The following is a 21999-nucleotide window of genomic DNA, read 5'->3' as shown; positions in this document are numbered from 1 at the left end:
TCCTTACTACAAAATTGAAGGTTTTGAATTGGCTGCTGTTATGAGACGTGATAAAGAAAAAGCCGCAGATTATGCGAAAAGACATCATGTTAAAAAGCACTACACAAATGCGGACACTTTAATAAACGATTCTGAAATTGATGCGGTTTATATTGCAACTCCACCAGATACACATAAATTGTATGGTTTAAAAGTTGCAGCAGCTGGAAAACCTTGTTGCATTGAAAAACCGTTAGCACCAAATTATGCTGATAGTTTAAAAATTTATCAAGCTTTTGAAAGTGCAAAAATTCCATTATTTGTAGCTTATTATCGTCGCAGTTTACCGAGATTCATTAAAATAAAAGAATGGATTGATGCTGGTTTAATAGGAGAAATAAGACATATTAATTGGCATTTAAGTAAGCCAGCAAATGAGCAGGACCTTGCAAAGGAATATAATTGGAGAACAGATGCAACAATTGCACCTGGTGGTTATTTTGATGATTTGGCCAGTCACGGTCTAGATTTATTTACGTTTTTATTGGGTTCCATAGAATCAGCAAAAGGAATTAGTGTAAACCAACAAGGTTTATATACAGCAAAAGATGCAATTACCGCGTGTTGGCTTCATAAAAATGGTATTTCTGGAGCTGGAAGTTGGAATTTTGGATGCAATTTAAGAGAAGACAAAGTAGAAATATATGGAAACAAAGGAAAAATAATATTTTCGATTTTTGATGAAAACCCTATTCAATTAATTACAGATAAAGAACATAAAACCTTGAATATTGAACATCCAGAAAACGTGCAATTTTATCATATTCAAAATATGAGAGATTTCTTTTTTGATGGTAAAAGCCATCCTTCAGCAGGAAAATCAGCCTTACATACAAGTTGGGTTATGGATAAAATATTAGGGCATATTTAATGTAAAGCGCGTGTTGGTTTCAAATCAATCTGCAAATTTCCAGTAATGTGGATTGGTATCTTCAGAAACTTGATTCCAGTAATCTTGTGTGACTTTATGTCCGTCAAATGTCTTTAATTTGCGTTGGAATACCCATACAGTTGGATTAAAAACCATATCAGTTACTGCTACCGTATATAATTGAGGATCTTCTTCCGATTTTCTTTTTTCTTCCTGAATTATAACCTCAAAACCATTGTGTTCTAATAATCTTTTTAAAAAGTCTTTTCGGTTCTCATTAATCTTTTTTTCAACAAAAGTTACTCTTGTTTCTCCAATACTGCCGAATGAATGTTTTCCTTCTAAACCCATAATTTCTTAATTAAAAACACTACTTAATTCATAAATATAATCGTACAACGGACTGTATAATCCTAACACTAAAATACCAATAACTGTAATAGTTAACCCTAATCGCATATATAATTTGTTGTTGAAAAATGGTATTGGGTTATCACTTCTTCTAATAAACATAGCTCTAATTACCAATAAATAATAGTACAATGAAATTGTTACGTTTACTACAGCTAAAAACACCAACAGGTAATATCCTTTACTTGCGGCTGCTGTAAATAAGAAAAACTTACCAAAAAAACCAGCAACAGGGGGAATTCCAGCTAACGAAAATAAGGCAAGCATCATAACCAAGCTTAACTTCGGATTGGTTCTGTATAAGCCATTATAATCATCCATATTTTCTTTACCAGTTTTTAAGGAAATTGCTTGAACAACTCCAAAAGCCGCTAAATTTGAGAATATATAAACCATAACAAAATAAACAATAGTTGCTGTTCCTAATTGTGTTCCAGTTATTAAACCTAACAATATAAAACCTGCCTGCGCAATTGATGAAAATGCTAAAAAACGTTTCATATTTTGCTGACGTAATGCAAATAAGTTACCAATAAACATAGTTGTTAAAGCAATAACATAAACTAAGTTTTCCCAAACGTGAATTAAAGGTTTAAATACGGTAAACATTAAAATCATTAAAATAAAAACAGCAGCTCCTTTTGAAATTACTGATAAATAGGAAGCGACACTAATTGGTGCGCCTTCATAAACATCGGCAGTCCAAAAATGAAATGGAACCAAAGATATTTTAAATGATAAACCTGCAAAAAATAAGATAAATCCTAAAATTGTTAAGTTGGTTGAAGAAATAACTTCAATAATGTCATTAAAAAATATAGATCCAGATGTTGCGTATAATAATGAAATTCCAAACAATGAAACTCCAGAAGCCAATGCGGCAGAAAGAATTAATTTAATACCTGCTTCGCTTGATTTTCTTTTGGTCGTTTCAAATGCTGCCAATGCTGCAACTGGTAAAGTAGATAACTCTAAACCTATATAAAACATTAAGAAATCACCAGCAGAAATCATAAAATACATTCCTAATAAAGAGGTAAATAATAAGATAAAAAATTCTGTACCTCTATTTTCTCCAACTATTTTTTCCTCAATCCAATCTGCCGACTGCAATAAAAGAATAAACACCCCAATATTCAATACGTTTTTAAAGAAGTGGATTAAATTATTGGTTTGAAATGAACCTCCAAAAATACTAGATTCATCAATTTGAAAAAATCCAACTGCAGTGTGAATTCCAAATAAAAAGATAGCTAAATGTACCAAGCTACTTTTTTTGGATTTGCTTATAAAAATTTCACCAACCAATAACAATAATGTAATTGCCAACAGTAAAATTTCGTGTCTCATTAATAAAAAGTTACTAAAATTCATTTTAGTTATCTGTTTTAATTTTTATAATACTCCTTGAATAAACGGTTGAATACTTTCCAATAACATATCACTTAACCAAAGTGGCGCAACTCCCATTCCAATTATTGGAATTAATAATAATAAAATTCCTGTAGTTTCATACCAGGTTGCATCTTGTAATTCTAAATATTCCTTGTTTTTAACTTGTCCCATTAACATAATTCCAACAACACGTAAAATATATACAGCTGTTACAACAATCGCTGAAACCGATAGTATTGTGGCGATTCTATAAAACAAACCTTCGTTTTGAAATGCTCCAACAAATATGTTCATTTCAGCCACAAAACCACTAAAACCTGGCAAACCTAATGAAGCTAAACCAGCAATTACATAGATAGCTGAAATAAAAGGAATCACTTTAAGTAAACCTCCTAATTTAGTAATATCTCTGGTGTGTGTTCTTCCGTAAATCATACCGATTAAGGCAAAGAATAATGCCGTCATAAATCCGTGAGAAAGTGATTGCATTAATGCTCCGTTCCAAGCTGTTTTATTTAACATTAACAATGCAAATAATACCATACCTAAATGGCTCACAGAAGAATAAGCGTTTATATATTTTAAATCGGTTTGTTTTAATGCTCCAAATGCTCCATAAATCACTCCAGTTGCTGCTAATATTATAAAGAACCAATCCCAATGCATTGCACCTGCAGGTAATAAAAACATTGCAACTCTAAAAACTCCATAACCACCTAATTTCATTAAAACTCCAGCGTGTAACATAGAAACTGCTGTTGGTGCAGAAGCGTGACCATCTGGTGACCACGTATGAAATGGGAATAAAGCTCCTAATACAGCAAACCCTATAAAAGTTAAAGGGAAAAATAATTTTTGGGCTTCAAAAGGAATATTCACTTGTGCAATTTCTAAAATATTGAATGTTAAAGATCCGCCATCTGCGTTTGAATTGAAATAAATTCCTAAAACTCCAACTAATAAAACTGCGGAAGCTCCCATTAACATCAACGTTAATTTCATTGCTGAATATTCTTTTGGACCTGAGCCCCAAATACCTATTAGTAGATACATTGGAATTACAGCAATTTCGTAAAAAACGAACATTGTAAACAAGTCAATAGAAATAAAGAATCCGTAAACTCCAGTGGATAGCACCAACAAGGAAATGAAAAATTCTTTTGGTAAATCATCTGTTTTCCAAGAAATAAAAACACCAGCCAATACTACAATTGCGGTTAAAAGTAATAATGCAACTGAAATTCCATCAACACCAATTGCGTAATGTATATTAAATTGTTCAAACCAAACGTAATCTTTGGTAAAAACCATTATTTCTTTATTAATTGCTCTTTCTTTGAAATAAGCGAAAACTAAATTTATTGCCATTCCAAGTTGAATAATACTTCCAACCATAGAAACTATGCGTGCTTGTTTTAATCCTTTCGTAAATCCTAAAAGTAAGATTGTTAAAACAGGTACAATTACAAAGAGTGATAAAATATCCATATTATTTTGTTAGTTTGTCCATAAATAAATAAACACCATAGCTAAAACTACAACTCCGGCAATAAAACCAAAAGCATAATCTTGTACTTTACCTGACTGAATTCCTTTAATTTTTTCAGAAATAACTACAGTTTTATTACCAATTCCTTCCATTGTTCCATCTACATATTTTTTATCAAAGAATGCAATTGGCCAAGCAATTCTTTTAAATATTATTTTTTTAGTTACGAACATATAAATTTCATCGAAATAAAATTTATTACTCGCCCATTTATAAAAAGGCCCAAATGCATTTGCAAATCTGTCGGCTAAATCATTTTCTTTTTTATAGAAAACATAAGCTAAACCAATTCCTGTTACACCAACAATTGTTGCAACAATTGCTAAAGGAATATTTAAATGCGCTTCGAATCCGGCTTTATCTGGAGTTATTAATTCACTAAAAGGAATAAATCCACTAATAACAGTTATAAATGCCAAAACCATTAAAGGAAAAGACATAGAAATTGGAGACTCATGCGGTGTATGTTTGTATTGTGTATCTTTCCCCCAGAAAATTCCGAAATACAATCGAAACATATAAAATGCAGTTAAACCTGCTACAAAAACTCCAACAACATACAAAAGTTTGTTATGTTCAAAAGCGGCAACTAAAATTTCATCTTTACTCCAAAAACCTGATAAAGGAAATACACCAGCAATTGCTAAAGCAGCAATTAAAAATGTTATGTTAGTAATAGGCATATACTTTCGTAAACCACCCATATCTTTTAAATAATTACTATGAACTGCGTGTATTACTGAACCTGCACCTAAGAATAATAATGCTTTGAACATTGCGTGTGTAAATAAATGGAACATAGAAGCCATATATCCAACACCTTCGTGGCCATCGTAACCAGAAACACCTAATGCCATCATCATATATCCAAGTTGCGACATAGTTGAAAATGCTAGTACACGCTTTATATCAGTTTGTGTAATTGCTATTATTGCAGCAAACAAGGACGAGAATCCACCAACATAAGCTACAATATTTAAAGCAAACCCATCTTCAACAAAATAATACATTGGGAATAATCTTGCTACTAAATATACACCTGCAACAACCATTGTGGCGGCGTGAATTAATGCAGAAACTGGTGTTGGACCTTCCATTGCGTCTGGTAACCAAATATGTAAAGGAAACATTGCAGATTTTCCTGCGCCACCAATAAAAATTAATATTAATGCCCAAGTAATAATAGACAATCCCATAAATGAAGTAGATGCCCAATTTAAAATAGTGCTTCCTTCAGGATTGTTTAATGTTTCAAAATCATAGGTACCTGTATAATATCCTATTATCAAGATTCCAATTAAGAAACCTAAATCAGCAAAACGAGTAACAATAAAAGCTTTTTTTGCAGCAGCAACTGCTGAGGTTTTTGTGTAGTAGTATCCAATCAATAAATAAGAGGAAACCCCAACTAATTCCCAGAAAATATAAATTTGAAAGAGGTTTGTTGCTAAAACCAATCCGAACATAGAGAAAGAGAATAAACCTAAAAAGGCGAAAAATCTTGTATAGCCATCATCACCTTTCATATAGCCTCTACTATATATGTGAACCATTAAAGATACAATTGAAACTACAATCAGCATCATTACCGAAATAGGATCAATTAAAATTCCCATATCAATAGCAAGTGTATCTGTAAAGTTCATCCAGGTTGTTTTTTCAACAAATGTTTGATAAACTCCACCAACTTTTCCAACTACAAAAAAGTATTGATAAGCTGTATAAAAGGATAAAGCTGCTGAAGTAGCTAATCCTGCAACACCGATATAACCAGAAACAGCAGGTTTAATTTTTTTATTAAAAATTCCAAGCAATAAAAAAGCAGCTAGTGGAATAAGAGGTATTAATATTACGTAAGTAAAATCCATAATTTCTTAGCTATTAATATTTCATAATTTCAGTGTCCTTAACTTCTACAGATGCAATTTGTCTGTACAAATTAATTATTATTGAGACAGCCAATGCAGTTTCTGCAGCGGCAACAGCAATAATAAATATTGAAAAGAAAACGCCTTGTAAAATATCTGGATATAAATATTTATTGATAACAACAAAGTTTATAACAGATGCATTCAAAATTAATTCGATAGACATTAAAATTGAAATCAAGTTTTTCCTGGTAATAAAACCGTATACACCAATAAAAAATAGGATAGAGGTAACGGTTAAAATTTCATATATGCTAATTCCGGCTATCATAATTTAGTGTCATTTTTGTCGGTTAGTTTTTTCCCTTTTGCAATTACAATTGCACCAATCATAGAAGCTAATAAAAGCACACTAATTACTTCAAATGGCAAAATAAATCCGCCAGTTTCATAACTTAATAATCCTAGTCCAATATCTTCGGTTGTAGTAGTAACTGAATTTTCAACAACATTAAATTGATGTTGGTAAATTGTAGTTAAAAATATTCCCAATCCAACTAAACAAGCTAGACCTACCAAAATTTGTTTAGATCTTTTTGCGATTTCCAATTCCATTTCAATATGATGAACCAACACAACTGAAAAGATAATTAGTACAATAATACCTCCTGCATAAACAGTTAATTGTATAGCTGCTAAAAAATTATAATCTATTAAAAAGTAAAGTCCTGCAATTCCGCACAACACAAATAATAAGTAAATAACAGATCTAAGCATTTTTTTGCTAGAAACAGAAGCGATTGCAAACACAATCATTATCAATGCTAAAATGTAAAATATAATTCTTTCCATATGTTTAGTCTTCTACTCCAGCTTTTAATTTAGAGTCTTTTTGATTTAAAACTTTGGTCAAATACGATCGGTCGTACACAGAATTTTCAAAATTTTGCGCCCAAACAATTGCATCTGTAGGGCAAGCTTCAATGCATAAGCCACACATTGTGCACATTCCTAAATGATAAATATGTTTATCTATCATTTTTTTCTTTTTGCCTGTCTCCTTATCAATTTGTCTATCCCAAATAATTTCAATTGATCCATTTGGGCATGCTATTTCACATTTCTGACAACCAGTGCAACGGTGCTCATTGTTTTCATCATGAGGCATTACAACTTCACCACGAAAACGTTCAAACATTTTTAATGTTTCTCTATTATCAGGATATTGTTGTGTTATTGCTCCTTTTCTTGAGGTTACAAAGTACTTTCCAGTAACACTCATACCAGTAAGTAATGTTTTTATCCCTTTAACTATGTCTCCAAAATAACTCATAATCTTTAAAATTGAATTGTTAGGTTTAGCCAAACAATTAATGCCATTAAAATGATGTTTAGTAAGTTTAATGGTAATAAGTATTTCCACTCCAATGTTAATAATTGGTCAACTCTTAATCTAGGGAACGTCCAACGGAACCACATCATTAAAAATACTAACATAAATGTTTTACCTATAAACCAAAATACACCTAACCAAGGAATAGATTCTGTTATTCCAAAAGGTGAAAGCCAACCACCAAAAAATACGGTTGCAGCTATTGCAGCTATGATAAACATGTTTATAAATTCTGCTAAAAAGAAATAAGCGAATTTCATTCCTGAATATTCAGTATGAAAACCTGCTCCAAGTTCACTTTCAGCCTCAACCATATCAAAAGGCGCTCTATTTGTTTCAGCAGTTCCGGCAATCATATAAATCATAAATGCAATTATTGCTGGAATATGACCTTGAACAATTAACCAACCATTTTTTTGAACTTCAACAATTTCTGAAAGTTGTAAAGTTCCTGTAAGTAAAACCATTGTAATTAATGACAATCCAACAGAAAGTTCGTAGCTAATAGTTTGAACACCACTACGCATTGCACCAATTAGGGCGAATTTATTATTACTTGCCCATCCGCCTAATAAAATTCCAATAACACCAATTGATGAAATTGCAATTAAAAAGAAAAGTCCAATATTTATATCAAATGCTTGAAATTCTTTTGTAAAAGGAAATACAGCCAATGCCATTAATGAAGAAACAATTACAAAATAAGGTGCTAAATTGTATAAGAATTTATCAGCTTTTTCTGTCCCAGTTAATTCTTTTGAAACCAGTTTTAAAGCATCGGCCATAGTTTGTAATAAACCCCAAGGACCAACTCTGTTTGGACCTAAGCGTAATTGAAACCAAGCAGCTACTTTTCTTTCTAATAAAACCAAGTACAAACCTGCAACAGCAAAAATAGCTAGATAAATGAGTGCAATTGCAACCATTGCACCAATATTTGCTGCTCCTTCAGACATAAAACCTGATAGAAATTCAGTAATGGTTGTTGTTATATTTAATGATATATTCATTGTATTAATTTTATCTGTCAATATCTGGAATTACAAGATCTAATGTTGCCATTGAAGCTACCAAATCACCAATTTTACCACCAACTGCAATATGATTTAATAATGAAAGGTTTGAAAACCCAGGAGAACGAAATTTAACTCGGTAAGGGTTTTTAGTACCCGTACTATTAATATAAACACCTAACTCACCACGTGCAGTTTCAACTTTTTGGTAAAACTCACCTTTTGGTAATTTTATAACTGCATTTGTTGTTACCTGAACATCACCTTCTGGAATATTGTCAATCAATTGTTCAATTATTGACATGGATTCCCACATTTCTGCAATTCTAACCTGGTAACGAGCAAAACTATCTCCCTCTGTTTTTAAAACTTCATTAAAAGTAACTTTATCGTAAGCACTGTATGAATGGTGTTTTCTAACATCACAAGAATACCCAGAACCACGTCCAACAGGACCAGAAGCGCCAAATGAAATGGCATCTTCTTTTGATAACATTCCAACACCTTTCATACGTTTTTGAAATATTATATTTCCAGTAAGTAAGGTATCGTATTCAGGTAATTTAGTTTTGAAATGAGCTATAAAATCTTTTGTTCTTTTAACAAAATTCGGATGAATATCAAACATTAAACCACCTGGAATGTTATAGTTCATAGTTAAACGAGCACCACAAGTTTCTTCAAAAATATCATTGATTAATTCACGGTCTCTAAAACCGTAAAAGTAAGTTGTTAATGCACCAACATCCATACCCATAACTCCCCACCAAAGACAGTGTGAGGCTATTCTGGTTAGCTCACCAATAATAGTTCTAATAATTTTAACACGATCTGGAATTTCTAATTGAAGCGCTTTTTCAACTGTTAAACAAACAGCTTCGTTATTTATATGTGAAGACAAATAATCCATTCTATCTGTTAAATGAACAATTTGTTGATAGCTATCGCGCTCACACATTTTTTCTATAGAGCGATGAATGTAGCCTAAATCTGGTTCAACTTTTTTAATAATTTCACCATCAATGGTTAATAATAAACGCAAAACACCGTGAGTTGCAGGGTGTTGAGGTCCCATATTAATGAAATACTCCTCTGATTTTAAGTTGCTATTTTTAATAGTTGTATCCATAATTACTTAATAACCATATTAATTTCATCTACATAGTCTTTTCTTAAAGGAAAACCTTCCCATTCATCAGTTAAAAACAAACGTTTTAAATTGGGATGGTTATTAAATTTAATTCCAAAGAAATCAAATACTTCTCGTTCATGAAAATCAGCGGTTTTCCAAATATCACAAACAGAGTCTAATGTTGGATTTTCCCTGTCTTCTGTCTGAACTTTTACAACTAATTGATGTCTATATGTTGTAGATTCCAAATGATAAATTACGCCTAATTCTTTTCCCCAATCCATTCCTGTTAAGCAAAATAAATAATCGAAATTTGTTTCTTTATTGCTTTTTAATTGTAACATTAATTGGTGTAATTGTTCAGGTTTTACTGAAATAGTTAAGAATTCTGAACCTTCTTCGGTAAATTCCAATTCAGGAATCAAGCTGTTTATTAAATTTTGTAATGCTTCGTTGGTCATAACTTCAGTTTTATAATCCTTCATCAAACCCATCAATAGGATTCTTTTTTTGTTTCATGTTTTCGGTTCGAATCTTATCTTGAAGCATCAGCATTCCCTCTAATAAAGCTTCAGGACGTGGAGGACAACCAGGAACGTAAACATCAACAGGAATTACATGGTCAGCACCTTTTACAACTGAATAAGTGTTGTAAAAAAATGGGCCGCCAGAAATAGCGCAAGCACCCATTGCAATTACATATTTTGGTTCTGCCATTTGATCGTATAAACGACGTAAAACTGGAGCCATTTTATTAACAATGGTTCCGGCAATAATAATTAAATCTGCCTGACGAGGGGAAGGTCTTGCAACTTCAAATCCAAACCTGGAATAATCATGACGAGCCGCTCCAGTTTGCATCATTTCAATGGCGCAACAACTTGTACCAAAATAAAGTGACCATAGAGAATTTGATCGTCCCCAGTTAATAATTTGATCTAGTGAAGTAACTATTACGTTTGCTCCATTACCTGCTGGAATTACTTTTCCAGGAAAATCTGCAGGTACTTTTGGAACAGACTCATTCGGTTCCATTTGACTAACATATCGTTTTTTTTCTACTCCCATTTTAATGCTCCTTTTTTCCAAGCGTATAATAATCCCAATCCTAAAATCACTAAAAAGATAATAATTTCAATAAAAGCAACTGCTCCTACATCCTTAAAAACAACTGCCCAAGGAATTAAAAATGCAACTTCTACATCAAAAATTAAGAATAAGATTGCGAAAAGGTAATAACCTACTTTAAATTGAACCCAAGTTGGACCAATAGTGGTCATACCGCTTTCATAAGGTTCTCTTTTTTGCGGATTGTCTGATTTATGCGATATTAAATTCGATAAAAAGTTTGCGCCAGCAACTAATACAATGCCAGCTAACAGAAATACAATAATTGCTTCTGAGCCCATTTTATGATTTTTTAGTTAGTCTACAAATGTAGTAGATTAATTAAACTAAATACTTTTTTTTTAATTTACCGCAAATATAAATGTACATAAAAAAAAGATAGCTGATTTTTATCAGCTATCTATGTTACATTTATTACTTTACCTCGTAGGTTTCACCAGAAAAGAAGAGGTCGTCTGTTTTTTTAAAGTTAGAATTTGCTTTTACTTGCGCAGTAAGTGCATCTTCTTGTTCTTCAAGAGTGACATCGTTAAAACTTCTAATAATTCCTGTTGCCAATGGATATTCCAATCGAACAAGCATTTGATGTAGCGTTGGATCCTTTTCTTTTGCATTATGGACTAACAAATCTTCTTGTGTAATTCCGTTTTCACCAATGGTAACAACTTCTAATTTAAGTCTGTTTAAAACAATCCCTTTATCTCTGTTTTTACCAAAAATCATTGGTTTACCGTGCTCTAAGTAGATTTGTTTATCTTCTTTAACAGCTTTATCCGTTACACTTGTAAAACATCCGTCGTTAAAAATTACACAGTTTTGTAATACTTCGATTAGAGAAGTTCCCTTAAACTTTTCTGCTTCAATAAAAATTTGAGTCATATCCTTAGGGTTATTCCCACCTATTCTAGCAAAAAATCGAGCTTGTGCACCTATAGCTAATTCACCAGGTTGAAAAGGAGGTTGTGTATTTCCATAAGGAGAAGATTTTGTTTTTTGACCTACTAACGAAGTTGGAGAAAACTGTCCTTTAGTTAAACCATAAATTTCATTATTAAAAAGGATAATATTTAAATCGATGTTTCTTCTTAAAACATGGATAAAATGATTTCCTCCAATTGCCATTGCATCACCATCACCAGTTACCACCCAAACACTTAAGTTGGGGTTCGCTAATTTTACACCTGAAGCAATACCAGGTGCTCTACCGTGAATTCCATGCATTCCATAAGTATCCATATAATATGGAAAACGAGATGAGCATCCAATACCAGAAATAAAGACAACGTCTTCTTTTTTAACACCCATTTCTGGTAGTGCTTTTTGCATAGAACGCAAAATAACATAATCGTCACAACCAGGACACCATCTTACTTCTTGGTCACTTGCAAAATCTTTAAATGTATATTTTTTTACAGCTGTTTCCATAATTATTTTACTAATTGTTTAAATTTTTCAATTAATTCAGTATTTCCAAATGGTAATCCTTGAACTTTATTATGTTGTAAAAATTCAAACCCATTGAAGTTTATTTTTAATACTTTCGAGAATTGACCGTTGTTTAATTCACAAACAATAATTTTTTTAAATTTTGTTAATATTTCTTCTGTGTTTTTTGGAAGCGGATTTATATAATTAAAATGAGCAAAACCTATATTTGTAAAGCCTTCTTCCTCGTTTAAATGTTTTACAGCAGAATGTAAAGAACCGTAAGTACCACCCCAACCAATAACTAGTAAATCTCCAGTTTCGGCAAATTCAGTTTCTAAATTAGGAATGTAATTTTGTACACGCTTCACTTTTTCAGCTCTAATTTTGGTCATATACTCATGGTTTTCTGGAACATAAGATACGTTACCCGTAACTTTATCTTTTTCTAACCCACCAACTCTATGTTCTAGACCTGGAGTTCCAGGAACTGCCCAATTTCTTGCTAAAGAGTCTTCATTTCTGTTGTAAGGATGCCAATTTTCAGTAACTTTATTAACAAGGTTATTTTTAATTTCAGGCATGTCATTTACTGATTGTACTTTCCAAGGAGCAGAACCATTTGCAATATAACCATCTGTAAGTAAAATTACAGGAGTCATATGTTCTAAAGCTAATTTTGCAGCGTGGTATGCATAATTAAAACAGTTTGCAGGAGTACTTGCGGCAATTACAATTACTGGGCTTTCACCATTTCGTCCATAGAGTGCTTGCAATAAATCTGATTGTTCTGTTTTTGTTGGTAATCCTGTAGAAGGACCTCCACGTTGCACGTTAACCACAACTAAAGGTAATTCAATCATCATAGCCAAACCAAGTGCTTCACCTTTTAAAGCCAATCCTGGGCCAGATGTTGTTGTAATTGCCAAATCACCAGCAAATGAAGCACCAATTGCAGAAGCAATACCAGCAATTTCATCTTCTGCCTGAAATGCTTTAACACCAAAATGCTTATGTTTTACCAATTCGTGTAAAATATCTGTCGCCGGAGTAATAGGATACGATCCTAAAAACAATTCTAAACCAGATTTTTCAGCAGCAGCCAAAAACCCCCAAGCTGTGGCCGTGTTACCCATAATTATTCTATAGGTTCCAGGAGCCATTTTTGCAGGTGAAATAGTATATGCTGTTGGAATTAACTCCAAGGTATTTGCATAATTATATCCAGCTTTTAAAACTCTTGTATTGGCTTCAATAACGTTTGGTTTCGATTTAAATTTTTTATTGAAGAATTCTTCTGTATGTTCTGTAGACCGATCATACATCCAATAAACCATACCTAAAGCAAACATATTTTTACTTCTGGTTATTGATTTATTATCTAATCCCTCAACACCTTTTAAAGATTCTTTGGTTAAAGAAGTCATAGAAACTTCAATAACGCGATAATTCTCTAAACTACCATCTTCTAAAGGATTGGTTTCATATTGTGCTTTTTCTAAATTCTTTTTAGTAAAAGAATCAGTATCAACAATAATAGTATGACCTGGCTTTACGGCATGTAAATTGGTTTTTAAACCAGCAGGATTCATTGCTACAAGTAAATCAACTTCATCGCCTGGGGTGCTAATTTCTACACTACCAATATGAACTTGAAACCCCGATACACCGTATAAACTTCCTTGCGGAGCCCTAATTTCTGATGGATAATTAGGGAACGTGGCAATATCATTACCGAACATAGCTGACGTATCCGAAAACTGTGTTCCTGTAAGCTGCATTCCGTCTCCAGAATCACCAACAAACCTAATAATTACTGCTTCCAGTACTTCAGGTTGTGGTTTTGTTTTTGTTGTAATCATAAGTTATGATAATTAAAATTTTTTATTTAAATTTATGAATAATTTCTATACAATTAATGAATATCAAATTTAAATTTACTTTTTAGAATAGTAAATGACTTTTGTCACATTGGTTTGTATAAAATTTTATAATTTTGTATATAATTAAATTTTTAAATTAAGTAAACATGGCTATTAAAATAACAGATGAATGTATAAATTGTGATGCTTGTATTTCTGAGTGTCCAAACAATGCGATTTACGAACCAGATAGTGAGTGGGCGTATGCTGATGAAACTTCTTTAAGTGGAACTATAACTTTGCCAAATGGTGAAGAAGCAGATGCTGACGAAATGAATGAACCAATATCTGATGAATTTTACTTTATTGTAGCTGATAAATGTACGGAGTGTAAAGGTTTTCATGATGAGCCTCAATGTGCTTCTGTTTGTCCAGTTGATTGTTGTGTTCCAGATGAGGATCACGTTGAAACTGAAGAGCAGTTATTAGCTAAAAAAACATGGATGCACGGAGAGTAATCTCGTTGTATCTTGTAAAAAAGCCCTTAAATTATTTAATTTAAGGGCTTTTTTAAGTTTTTATTTTAAAAATGGCTAATCGTTTAGTTTTAAAACTGCCATAAATGCTTCTTGTGGAATTTCTACATTTCCAACTTGACGCATACGTTTTTTACCTTTCTTTTGTTTCTCTAATAATTTACGTTTACGAGAAATATCACCACCATAACATTTTGCTGTTACATCTTTTCTTAATGCTTTTACAGTTTCTCTAGAAATTATTTTTGCACCGATTGCCGCCTGAATTGGAATATCGAATTGTTGGCGTGGAATTAACTGTCGTAATTTTTCACACATTTTTTTACCAATACTATAAGCGTTATCTGCGTGAATTAAAGCAGAAAGTGCATCAACAGATGTGCCGTTTAATAAAATATCTACTTTGACTAATTTCGAAGCTTTTAAGCCTGTTGGATGGTAATCAAAAGAAGCATAACCCTTAGAAACTGTTTTTAAACGATCGTAAAAATCGAATACAATTTCAGCTAAAGGCATATCAAATGTTAGTTCAACACGCTCTGGCGTTAAATACGTTTGATTAACAACTTGTCCACGTTTTTCAATACATAAACTCATTACTGGTCCAACAAAATCGGATTTGGTAATTATGGTTGCTTTTATAAAAGGTTCTTCAACTCTATTTAATTTTGATGGTTCAGGTAAATCCGAAGGGTTATTTACTAATAATATAGTATCTGGATTTTTATTCGTAAAAGCGTGGTAAGATACGTTAGGTACAGTTGTAATAACTGTCATGTCAAACTCACGTTCTAAACGTTCTTGTATAATTTCTAAATGCAACATTCCTAAGAATCCGCATCTAAATCCGAATCCTAATGCTGCAGAACTTTCAGGAATAAATACTAAAGAAGCATCATTTAATTGCAGTTTTTCCATAGAATTACGCAATTCTTCATAATCTTCTGTATCTACAGGATAAATTCCAGCAAATACCATTGGTTTTACATCTTCAAAACCTTCAATTCTATTTTTAGTTGGGTTTTCAACAGTTGTAATAGTATCTCCAACTTTTATTTCACTGGCTGTTTTAACACCTGTAATTAAGTAACCGACATCACCTGCTTTTAGACTTTGTTTAGGAACTTGTTTTAATTTTAGAGTACCAACTTCATCAGCAAAATATTCGTTGTTGGTAGCCATAAATTTAATGCGCTGTCCTTTTTTTATTTCGCCATTAAAAACTCTAAAATACGTTTCAACACCGCGGTATGAATTGTAAACCGAATCAAAAATTAAGGCCTGTAAAGGAGCGTTTTCATCTCCTTTTGGAGCAGGAACTCTTTCAATAATAGCTTTTAAAATATTTTCAACTCCAAAACCGGTTTTTCCACTTGCGTGAATAACTTCTTCAGGATCACAACCTAATAAATCTACAATGTCATCGGTAACTTCTTCTGGATTTGCACCTGGTAAATCAACTTTATTCAATACAGGAATTATTTCCAAATCGTTTTCCAAAGCCAAATATAAATTTGAAATTGTTTGTGCTTGAATACTTTGTGCAGCATCTACAATTAACAATGCGCCTTCACAGGCAGCGATTGAACGAGAAACCTCGTAGGAAAAATCAACGTGACCAGGAGTATCAATTAAATTAAGCACATATTTTTCTCCTTCATATTCATAATCCATTTGTATAGCGTGACTTTTTATGGTAATACCACGTTCACGCTCTAAATCCATACTATCTAGCAGTTGTGCTTGTTCTTCACGCGCTGTTGTAGTTCCTGTAAAACTCAACAATCTATCGGCTAATGTACTTTTACCGTGATCAATATGGGCTATAATGCAAAAATTTCTAATTCTTTTCATACTTCGTATTCCTTTCTACTTTATTTGCCGCAAAGATAACCAAATATTTGTTCTAAATTGAAAATAAAATCTAGTCGTGATTTGGAAAAATAATACCTGCATCTTTTCTAACAGCGTCTAAAATATTCATTAATTTTAAACTTAAAGAAAGCGGTAAAATAGGACTTTCTATTAGATTTTTATCCAAACACTCCATTACGTGAATAGCTTCGAATTGATAACCCATATTTGGACCATTTTCAAAAGGTATTTTAGTAGTTTTTTTGTCTTTTATTAATAAGATTGGGTCTTTAGAAAAACGATCGTATTTTATAATACCACGTTCAAAACACAGTTCAGATTCATTTTTATATTCCGAATCGAAACTTGAAGTTAATACTGCGGTTGCACCATTTTTATAACCAAATAGCATAGAAATACTTTCTTCGGAACCTGTAGGACTAAAATGTGCCAAGGTTTTAATTTCATCAGGGCTTCCTAAAAACATAAGTGCCGTAAAAATTGAATAAATACCAATATCTAATAAAGATCCTCCGCCTAAATCAACATTGTACAACCTGTTTTGTGGATTGTAATCGCCATTGAACATAAAATCGGATTTTACAAATTTTAGTTTTCCTAAATTTTCTGAAGTTATAATTTCTTGTATTTTTAAATATTTTGGTCTGAAAATTACCCAAAAAGCCTCCATTAAAAAGGTATTATTTTCTTTTGAAGCTGCTATCATTTGTTCAACTTCTTTGGTGTTTATCGCAAAAGCTTTTTCGCATAACACCGCTTTTTTATGGTTTAAACAAAGTAAGGTATGCTCTAAATGAAAATTATGAGGTGTTGCAACATACACAATGTCAACATTTGGGTCTTTAACCATTTCCAGATAAGAACCAAAAGCTTTTTCAAAATCAAATTTATTGGCAAAGCGTTGAGCGTTTTCTAAATTTCTTGAAGCAGTTGCATATAAATTAGCGTTTGGCAACATTTTTAATTCTGTAGAGAATTTTTCAGCAATATTTCCGCAGCCTAAAATTGCCCAGTTGTATTTTTTTGACATTTTTTTATAATTTATTCAACCCAATCTGCAATAAATAGGTTCGTGTCATGTGTTCCGTTATTATTTCTGTTTGAAGAAAATACTATTTTTTTTCCATCTGGTGAAAACATTGGAAAAGCATCAAAAACGGTATCAAATGTAATTTGTTCTAAACCTGTTCCATCTAAATTAATCATAAATAAATTGAAACTTCTTTTGGATTTATGATTTGATGAAAAGATTACTTTTTTTCCAGAAGGATGAAAAAATGGCGCCCAGTTTGCACTTCCTAAATTTGTTATTTTGGTTAATTCGCTACCATCAACATTACAAACATATAATTCCATATTTGTTGGTTGCACTAAACCTTCGGCTAATAAATCTTTATATTCTTTAACTTCTTCATCTGTTTTTGGACGCGAAGAACGGAATATTAATTTAGAGCCATCTGGTGAAAAAAATGCTCCCCCGTCGTACCCTAATTCATTAGTAACTTGTTTAACATTTGAGCCGTCAATATTCATTATAAATAATTCTAAATCGCCTGTTCTGGTTGAAGTAAATACAATTTTATCTCCTTTTGGTGAAACTGTTGGTTCGGCATCATAACCATCTTCAAAAGTTAATTGTTTTAGTTGATTGCCTTTGGTGTCTGCAACAAAAATATCGTATCCACTATAAACTGGCCATATATATTTGTTGCCGTAATCTTCTTTTTTTGGTGCTGGTGGGCAAGCTTTACTTGCTAAATGTGTTGAAGAATAAACAATGGTTGAATCTCCTGGTAAAAAATAGCTGCACGTTGTTCTTCCAGTGCCAGTACTAATTAACTGTGGTTTTTGACCTTTACTTAAATCATCTTCAATTCCCATTGTAAAAATCTGATCACATTCTAATCCCCAAACATTATTTGCCTGAAATACCAATTTTTTGTTGTCAAAACTCCAATAAGCTTCCGCATTGTCACCTCCAAAAGTTAATTGTTTTATATTTTTTAAGTGTTTTTCTTGTGGATAATGAAGTGTATTTACAATTTTGGTAGCTCCAGATTTTCCATCGTAACTTGCTTTTTGATGCGATTTACACCCAAAAAAGAGTGAGGTAATTAGTAAAAGTGTGATTTTTATTTTCATTAGTTGATTTGTTTGTTTTCAAAAATACAATTTAATTAAGAATTCAGAAATAATTAAAATTATGTATTTTTGCGCACTTAAAATTTTGTTTTGATAAAAATTGGAGATATAGAATTGAATGACTTTCCGTTGTTGCTAGCGCCAATGGAAGATGTGAGCGATCCGCCGTTTAGAGCTTTGTGCAAAGAACAAGGCGCCGATGTGGTGTATACTGAATTTATTTCGAGCGAAGGGCTGATTCGTGATGCTGCAAAAAGCAAAAAGAAATTGGATATCTATGAAAAAGAGCGTCCGGTTGGAATTCAGATTTTTGGTGCTAATTTAGAATCGATGTTGCGTACTGTAGAAATTGTGGAGCAATCGAAACCAGATATTATTGATATAAATTTTGGGTGTCCTGTAAAAAAAGTGGTGAGTAAAGGTGCTGGAGCTGGAATTTTAAAGGATATTGATTTAATGGTCAGCTTAACCGAAGCTATGGTTAAACATACCAATTTGCCAATTACAGTCAAAACCCGTTTAGGTTGGGATGAATCTTCTATAAAAATTGTTGAAGTTGCTGAACGTTTACAAGATGTTGGTTGTAAGGCAATTTCAATTCACGGAAGAACCAGAGCTCAAATGTACAAGGGAAATGCTACTTGGGCGCCAATTGCTGATGTTAAAAACAACTCGAGAATGCATATTCCTGTGTTTGGTAATGGAGATGTAAATACGCCAGAACGCGCTGTTGAAATGCGTGATAAATATGGTTTAGATGGAGCAATGATTGGCAGGGCAAGTATAGGAAATCCTTGGTTTTTCAAACAAGTAAAACACTTTTTTGAAACTGGTGAGCATTTGCAGGAAATTAGTATTCCCGAAAGAGTAAAAATGGCAAAACGCCACTTGCAAATGTCTATAGATTGGAAGGAAAGCGAAATTGTAGGTGTCATGGAAATGAGACGTCATTACACTAATTATTTTAGAGCAATTCCACACTTTAAAGAATACCGTTTAAAAATGGTAACTTCAGATAAATTAGAAGATGTTTACAACGTTTTTGATGAAGTGTTGCAAAAATTTGCCTAAATATAAATGTTGAAAAATTTATATATTTAAAATGGTTCTTTAATTATTTAACTCAAAAAAAAGCAGTTTGATAATTTCAAACTGCTTTTTTTAGGACTAGATTTTTTATTTTAAATCGAATCTATCTGCGTTCATCACTTTTACCCAAGCATTCACAAAATCTTGCACAAATCTTTCTTTATTATCATCTTGCGCATAAAACTCAGCATAGGAACGTAAAATAGAATTAGAACCAAATACTAAATCAATTCGTGTTGCAGTATATTTTACGTCTCCTGTTTTTTTAGAACGAATATTGTATAATCCATTTTCTGTAGGCTCCCAAGTGTAACCCATATCTGTTAAACTTACAAAAAAGTCGTTAGACAAAGCGCCAACAGTATCGGTAAATACGCCGTGTTTTGTTTTACCATAGTTAGTTCCCATAACGCGCATCCCACCTAATAGAACAGTCATTTCAGGAGCAGTTAGCCCCATTAATTGTGTGCGATCTAACATTAATTCTTCTGGACTAACTAGGTACTCTTTTTTCAACCAGTTTCTATACCCATCAGCTAATGGTTCTAATGGTTCAAATGATTCAATATCGGTCATTTCTTGTGTTGCATCGCCACGCCCAGAAGCAAAAGGAACTGTAATACCTATTCCTGCATTTTTTGCTGCTTTTTCAACACCAACATTTCCTGCTAATACAATAGTATCAGCAATGCTTATTCCAAATTCGGCTGCAATTGGTTCTAAAACAGCTAGTACTTTTGATAATTTTTTTGGTTCGTTTCCTTCCCAATCTTTTTGAGGCGCTAATCTAATTCTTGCGCCATTTGCACCTCCACGTTTGTCTGAACCTCTAAATGTTCTGGCGCTATCCCAAGCTGTAGTAACCATTTCAGAAATACTCAATCCAGAAGATGTAATTTTTTCTTTAACAGCAGCAACATCATATTCCTTTTTTCCTTCGGAAACAGGGTCTTGCCAAATTAAATCTTCTTGAGGAACATCTGGCCCAAAATAACAGGATTTAGGTCCCATATCACGGTGTGTTAATTTAAACCATGCGCGTGCAAAAACATCAGAAAAAGTATCAAAATTATTCATAAATTTTAATGAAATTTCTTTATAAGCAGGATCAACTTTCATAGCCATATCTGCATCCGTCATCATCGGATTTTGATGCATAGAAAAATCTTCAACATCTATAGGTTTGTCCTCTTCTTTTATAGTTTTGGGTTCCCATTGCCAAGCTCCAGCAGGACTTTTACGCAATTCCCATTCGTGGTTAAATAACATTTCAAAAAAGCCATTATCCCATTTTGTAGGATGTGTAGTCCAAGCACCTTCTAATCCGCTTGTTACCGTATAACGACCTTTTCCAGTTTTATTTGGATTTGACCAGCCTAAACCTTGTTCTTCAACACCAGCTGATTCAGGATCAGGACCAAGTAAACTAGCGTCTCCATTACCATGGGCTTTTCCAACGGTATGTCCACCTGCTGTTAGCGCAACGGTTTCTTCATCGTTCATTGCCATTCTTTTAAATGTTTCACGAACTTGCTCTGCAGTTTTTAATGGATCAGGGACTCCATTCACACCCTCAGGATTCACATAAATTAACCCCATTTGCACAGCTGCTAATGGGTTTTCCATAGTAGACGGGTTTTCTAAATTTTCATAACGACTGTCACTAGGCGCTAACCATTCTTTTTCCGCTCCCCAATAAATATCTTGTTCAGGATGCCAAATATCTTCTCGCCCAAAAGCAAAACCAAAGGTTTTTAATCCCATATTTTCATAGGCAATTGTTCCTGCCAGAATAATTAAATCTGCCCAACTTACTTTATTTCCATATTTTTTCTTAATTGGCCAAAGTAAGCGTCTTGCTTTATCTAAGTTGACATTGTCTGGCCAAGAATTTAGTGGTGCAAAACGTTGGTTTCCCGTTCCGCCACCACCACGTCCATCTGCTGTTCTATATGTACCTGCAGCGTGCCAAGCCATTCGAATCATTAATCCGCCATAATGCCCCCAATCTGCGGGCCACCATTCTTGACTATCCGTCATTAAGTTGTGTACATCTTTTTTTAATGCTTCAACGTCTAATTTTTTTAATACTTCACGATAGCTAAAATTTGCATTTAATGGATTTGTTTTTGTATCGTGCTGGTGTAAAATGTCTAAATTTAATGCATTAGGCCACCAATCCATTACAGATTTATCGGAAGTAGTATTTCCTCCATGCATTACTGGACATTTTCCTTCAGAATTTATTTCTTCCTTTTTACTATTTTCACC

Annotated in this window: 21 protein-coding genes; 3 read left to right on the top strand and 18 right to left on the bottom strand. The window is 32.8% G+C overall.

Features of this window, described 5'->3' with window-relative positions; genetic code table 11:
- Nucleotides 1–910 (top strand): Gfo/Idh/MocA family protein (locus tag AB1Z17_RS03275; RefSeq protein WP_368050361.1); only part of this gene is annotated, 910 nt, incomplete at its 5' end.
- A gap of 24 nt (nt 911–934) precedes the next feature.
- On the opposite strand, the gene AB1Z17_RS03270 is transcribed toward AB1Z17_RS03275, so the two are convergent.
- The 14 genes from AB1Z17_RS03270 to AB1Z17_RS03205 all read right to left on the bottom strand — a co-directional run bounded on the left by AB1Z17_RS03270 (nt 935) and on the right by AB1Z17_RS03205 (nt 14086).
- Nucleotides 935–1261 carry a hypothetical protein gene (locus AB1Z17_RS03270; protein ID WP_368050360.1) on the bottom strand — a complete coding sequence of 109 codons (327 nt, stop codon included), beginning with the start codon at nt 1259–1261 and terminating at the stop codon, nt 935–937.
- A 6-nt stretch (nt 1262–1267) separates the two neighbouring features.
- Entirely contained in the window at nt 1268–2695 is a 1428-nt protein-coding gene (locus AB1Z17_RS03265; RefSeq protein ID WP_368050359.1) for an NADH-quinone oxidoreductase subunit N, read from the bottom strand.
- A 21-nt stretch (nt 2696–2716) separates the two neighbouring features.
- A complete protein-coding gene (locus AB1Z17_RS03260; RefSeq protein WP_368050358.1) occupies nt 2717–4204 on the bottom strand; it encodes a NuoM family protein in 1488 nt (495 codons plus the stop codon).
- Between the two features lie 9 nt (nt 4205–4213).
- A complete protein-coding gene (gene nuoL / locus AB1Z17_RS03255; RefSeq protein WP_368050357.1) occupies nt 4214–6133 on the bottom strand; it encodes an NADH-quinone oxidoreductase subunit L in 1920 nt (639 codons plus the stop codon).
- A 13-nt stretch (nt 6134–6146) separates the two neighbouring features.
- Complete coding sequence (gene nuoK, locus AB1Z17_RS03250) at nt 6147–6464, bottom strand: NADH-quinone oxidoreductase subunit NuoK (protein WP_368050356.1); 318 nt, start codon at nt 6462–6464, stop codon at nt 6147–6149.
- Entirely contained in the window at nt 6461–6985 is a 525-nt protein-coding gene (locus AB1Z17_RS03245; RefSeq protein ID WP_368050355.1) for an NADH-quinone oxidoreductase subunit J, read from the bottom strand. The genes nuoK and AB1Z17_RS03245 overlap by 4 nt, the downstream gene beginning before the upstream one ends.
- 4 nt (nt 6986–6989) lie before the next feature.
- On the bottom strand, nt 6990–7466 hold the full coding sequence (locus AB1Z17_RS03240; RefSeq protein WP_368050354.1) for a 4Fe-4S binding protein: 477 nt from the start codon (nt 7464–7466) through the stop codon (nt 6990–6992).
- A gap of 5 nt (nt 7467–7471) precedes the next feature.
- Complete coding sequence (gene nuoH, locus AB1Z17_RS03235; protein WP_368050353.1) at nt 7472–8536, bottom strand: NADH-quinone oxidoreductase subunit NuoH; 1065 nt, start codon at nt 8534–8536, stop codon at nt 7472–7474.
- A 10-nt stretch (nt 8537–8546) separates the two neighbouring features.
- Nucleotides 8547–9668 carry an NADH-quinone oxidoreductase subunit D gene (locus tag AB1Z17_RS03230; RefSeq protein WP_368050352.1) on the bottom strand — a complete coding sequence of 374 codons (1122 nt, stop codon included), beginning with the start codon at nt 9666–9668 and terminating at the stop codon, nt 8547–8549.
- A gap of 2 nt (nt 9669–9670) precedes the next feature.
- Nucleotides 9671–10132: an NADH-quinone oxidoreductase subunit C gene (locus tag AB1Z17_RS03225; RefSeq protein ID WP_368050351.1), complete on the bottom strand. Its 462-nt coding sequence runs from the start codon at nt 10130–10132 to the stop codon at nt 9671–9673.
- 10 nt (nt 10133–10142) lie between these two features.
- Entirely contained in the window at nt 10143–10739 is a 597-nt protein-coding gene (locus AB1Z17_RS03220; protein ID WP_368050350.1) for an NADH-quinone oxidoreductase subunit B, read from the bottom strand.
- Nucleotides 10730–11080 carry an NADH-quinone oxidoreductase subunit A gene (locus AB1Z17_RS03215; protein ID WP_368050349.1) on the bottom strand — a complete coding sequence of 117 codons (351 nt, stop codon included), beginning with the start codon at nt 11078–11080 and terminating at the stop codon, nt 10730–10732. Before AB1Z17_RS03215 ends, AB1Z17_RS03220 begins: the two co-directional genes overlap by 10 nt.
- 133 nt (nt 11081–11213) lie before the next feature.
- Nucleotides 11214–12224, bottom strand: coding sequence for a 2-oxoacid:ferredoxin oxidoreductase subunit beta (locus AB1Z17_RS03210; protein ID WP_368050348.1), 1011 nt, complete (start codon nt 12222–12224; stop codon nt 11214–11216).
- A 2-nt stretch (nt 12225–12226) separates the two neighbouring features.
- Nucleotides 12227–14086 carry a 2-oxoacid:acceptor oxidoreductase subunit alpha gene (locus tag AB1Z17_RS03205; protein WP_368050347.1) on the bottom strand — a complete coding sequence of 620 codons (1860 nt, stop codon included), beginning with the start codon at nt 14084–14086 and terminating at the stop codon, nt 12227–12229.
- A 167-nt stretch (nt 14087–14253) separates the two neighbouring features.
- Between AB1Z17_RS03205 and AB1Z17_RS03200 the strand changes: the two genes are divergently transcribed.
- The gene (locus tag AB1Z17_RS03200) at nt 14254–14604 is read left to right on the top strand and encodes a 4Fe-4S dicluster domain-containing protein (RefSeq protein ID WP_368050346.1); all 351 of its coding nucleotides are present in this window, start codon (nt 14254–14256) and stop codon (nt 14602–14604) included.
- 75 nt (nt 14605–14679) lie between these two features.
- Here AB1Z17_RS03200 and lepA read toward each other — a convergent pair whose 3' ends face one another.
- From lepA to AB1Z17_RS03185, 3 genes are all read right to left on the bottom strand, one after another.
- Entirely contained in the window at nt 14680–16476 is a 1797-nt protein-coding gene (lepA, locus tag AB1Z17_RS03195; protein ID WP_368050345.1) for a translation elongation factor 4, read from the bottom strand.
- A gap of 70 nt (nt 16477–16546) precedes the next feature.
- Nucleotides 16547–17527 (bottom strand): Gfo/Idh/MocA family protein, encoded by a 981-nt coding sequence (locus AB1Z17_RS03190; protein WP_368050344.1) that lies wholly within the window; start codon nt 17525–17527, stop codon nt 16547–16549.
- An 11-nt stretch (nt 17528–17538) separates the two neighbouring features.
- A complete protein-coding gene (locus AB1Z17_RS03185) occupies nt 17539–18639 on the bottom strand; it encodes a hypothetical protein (RefSeq protein WP_368050343.1) in 1101 nt (366 codons plus the stop codon).
- A 90-nt stretch (nt 18640–18729) separates the two neighbouring features.
- Between AB1Z17_RS03185 and dusB the strand changes: the two genes are divergently transcribed.
- Nucleotides 18730–19710: a tRNA dihydrouridine synthase DusB gene (gene dusB / locus AB1Z17_RS03180; RefSeq protein ID WP_368050342.1), complete on the top strand. Its 981-nt coding sequence runs from the start codon at nt 18730–18732 to the stop codon at nt 19708–19710.
- Between the two features lie 105 nt (nt 19711–19815).
- Here the strand turns inward: dusB and katG are convergent.
- The coding region (gene katG / locus AB1Z17_RS03175) for a catalase/peroxidase HPI (RefSeq protein WP_368050340.1) at nt 19816–21999 on the bottom strand (2184 nt) is incomplete at its 5' end.

Origin of the sequence: Lutibacter sp., assembly GCF_040883305.1 — a bacterium.
Classification (GTDB): domain Bacteria; phylum Bacteroidota; class Bacteroidia; order Flavobacteriales; family Flavobacteriaceae; genus Lutibacter.
Note: the sequence above shows the minus strand (reverse complement) of the source record. Positions and strands in the feature narration are given on the sequence as shown.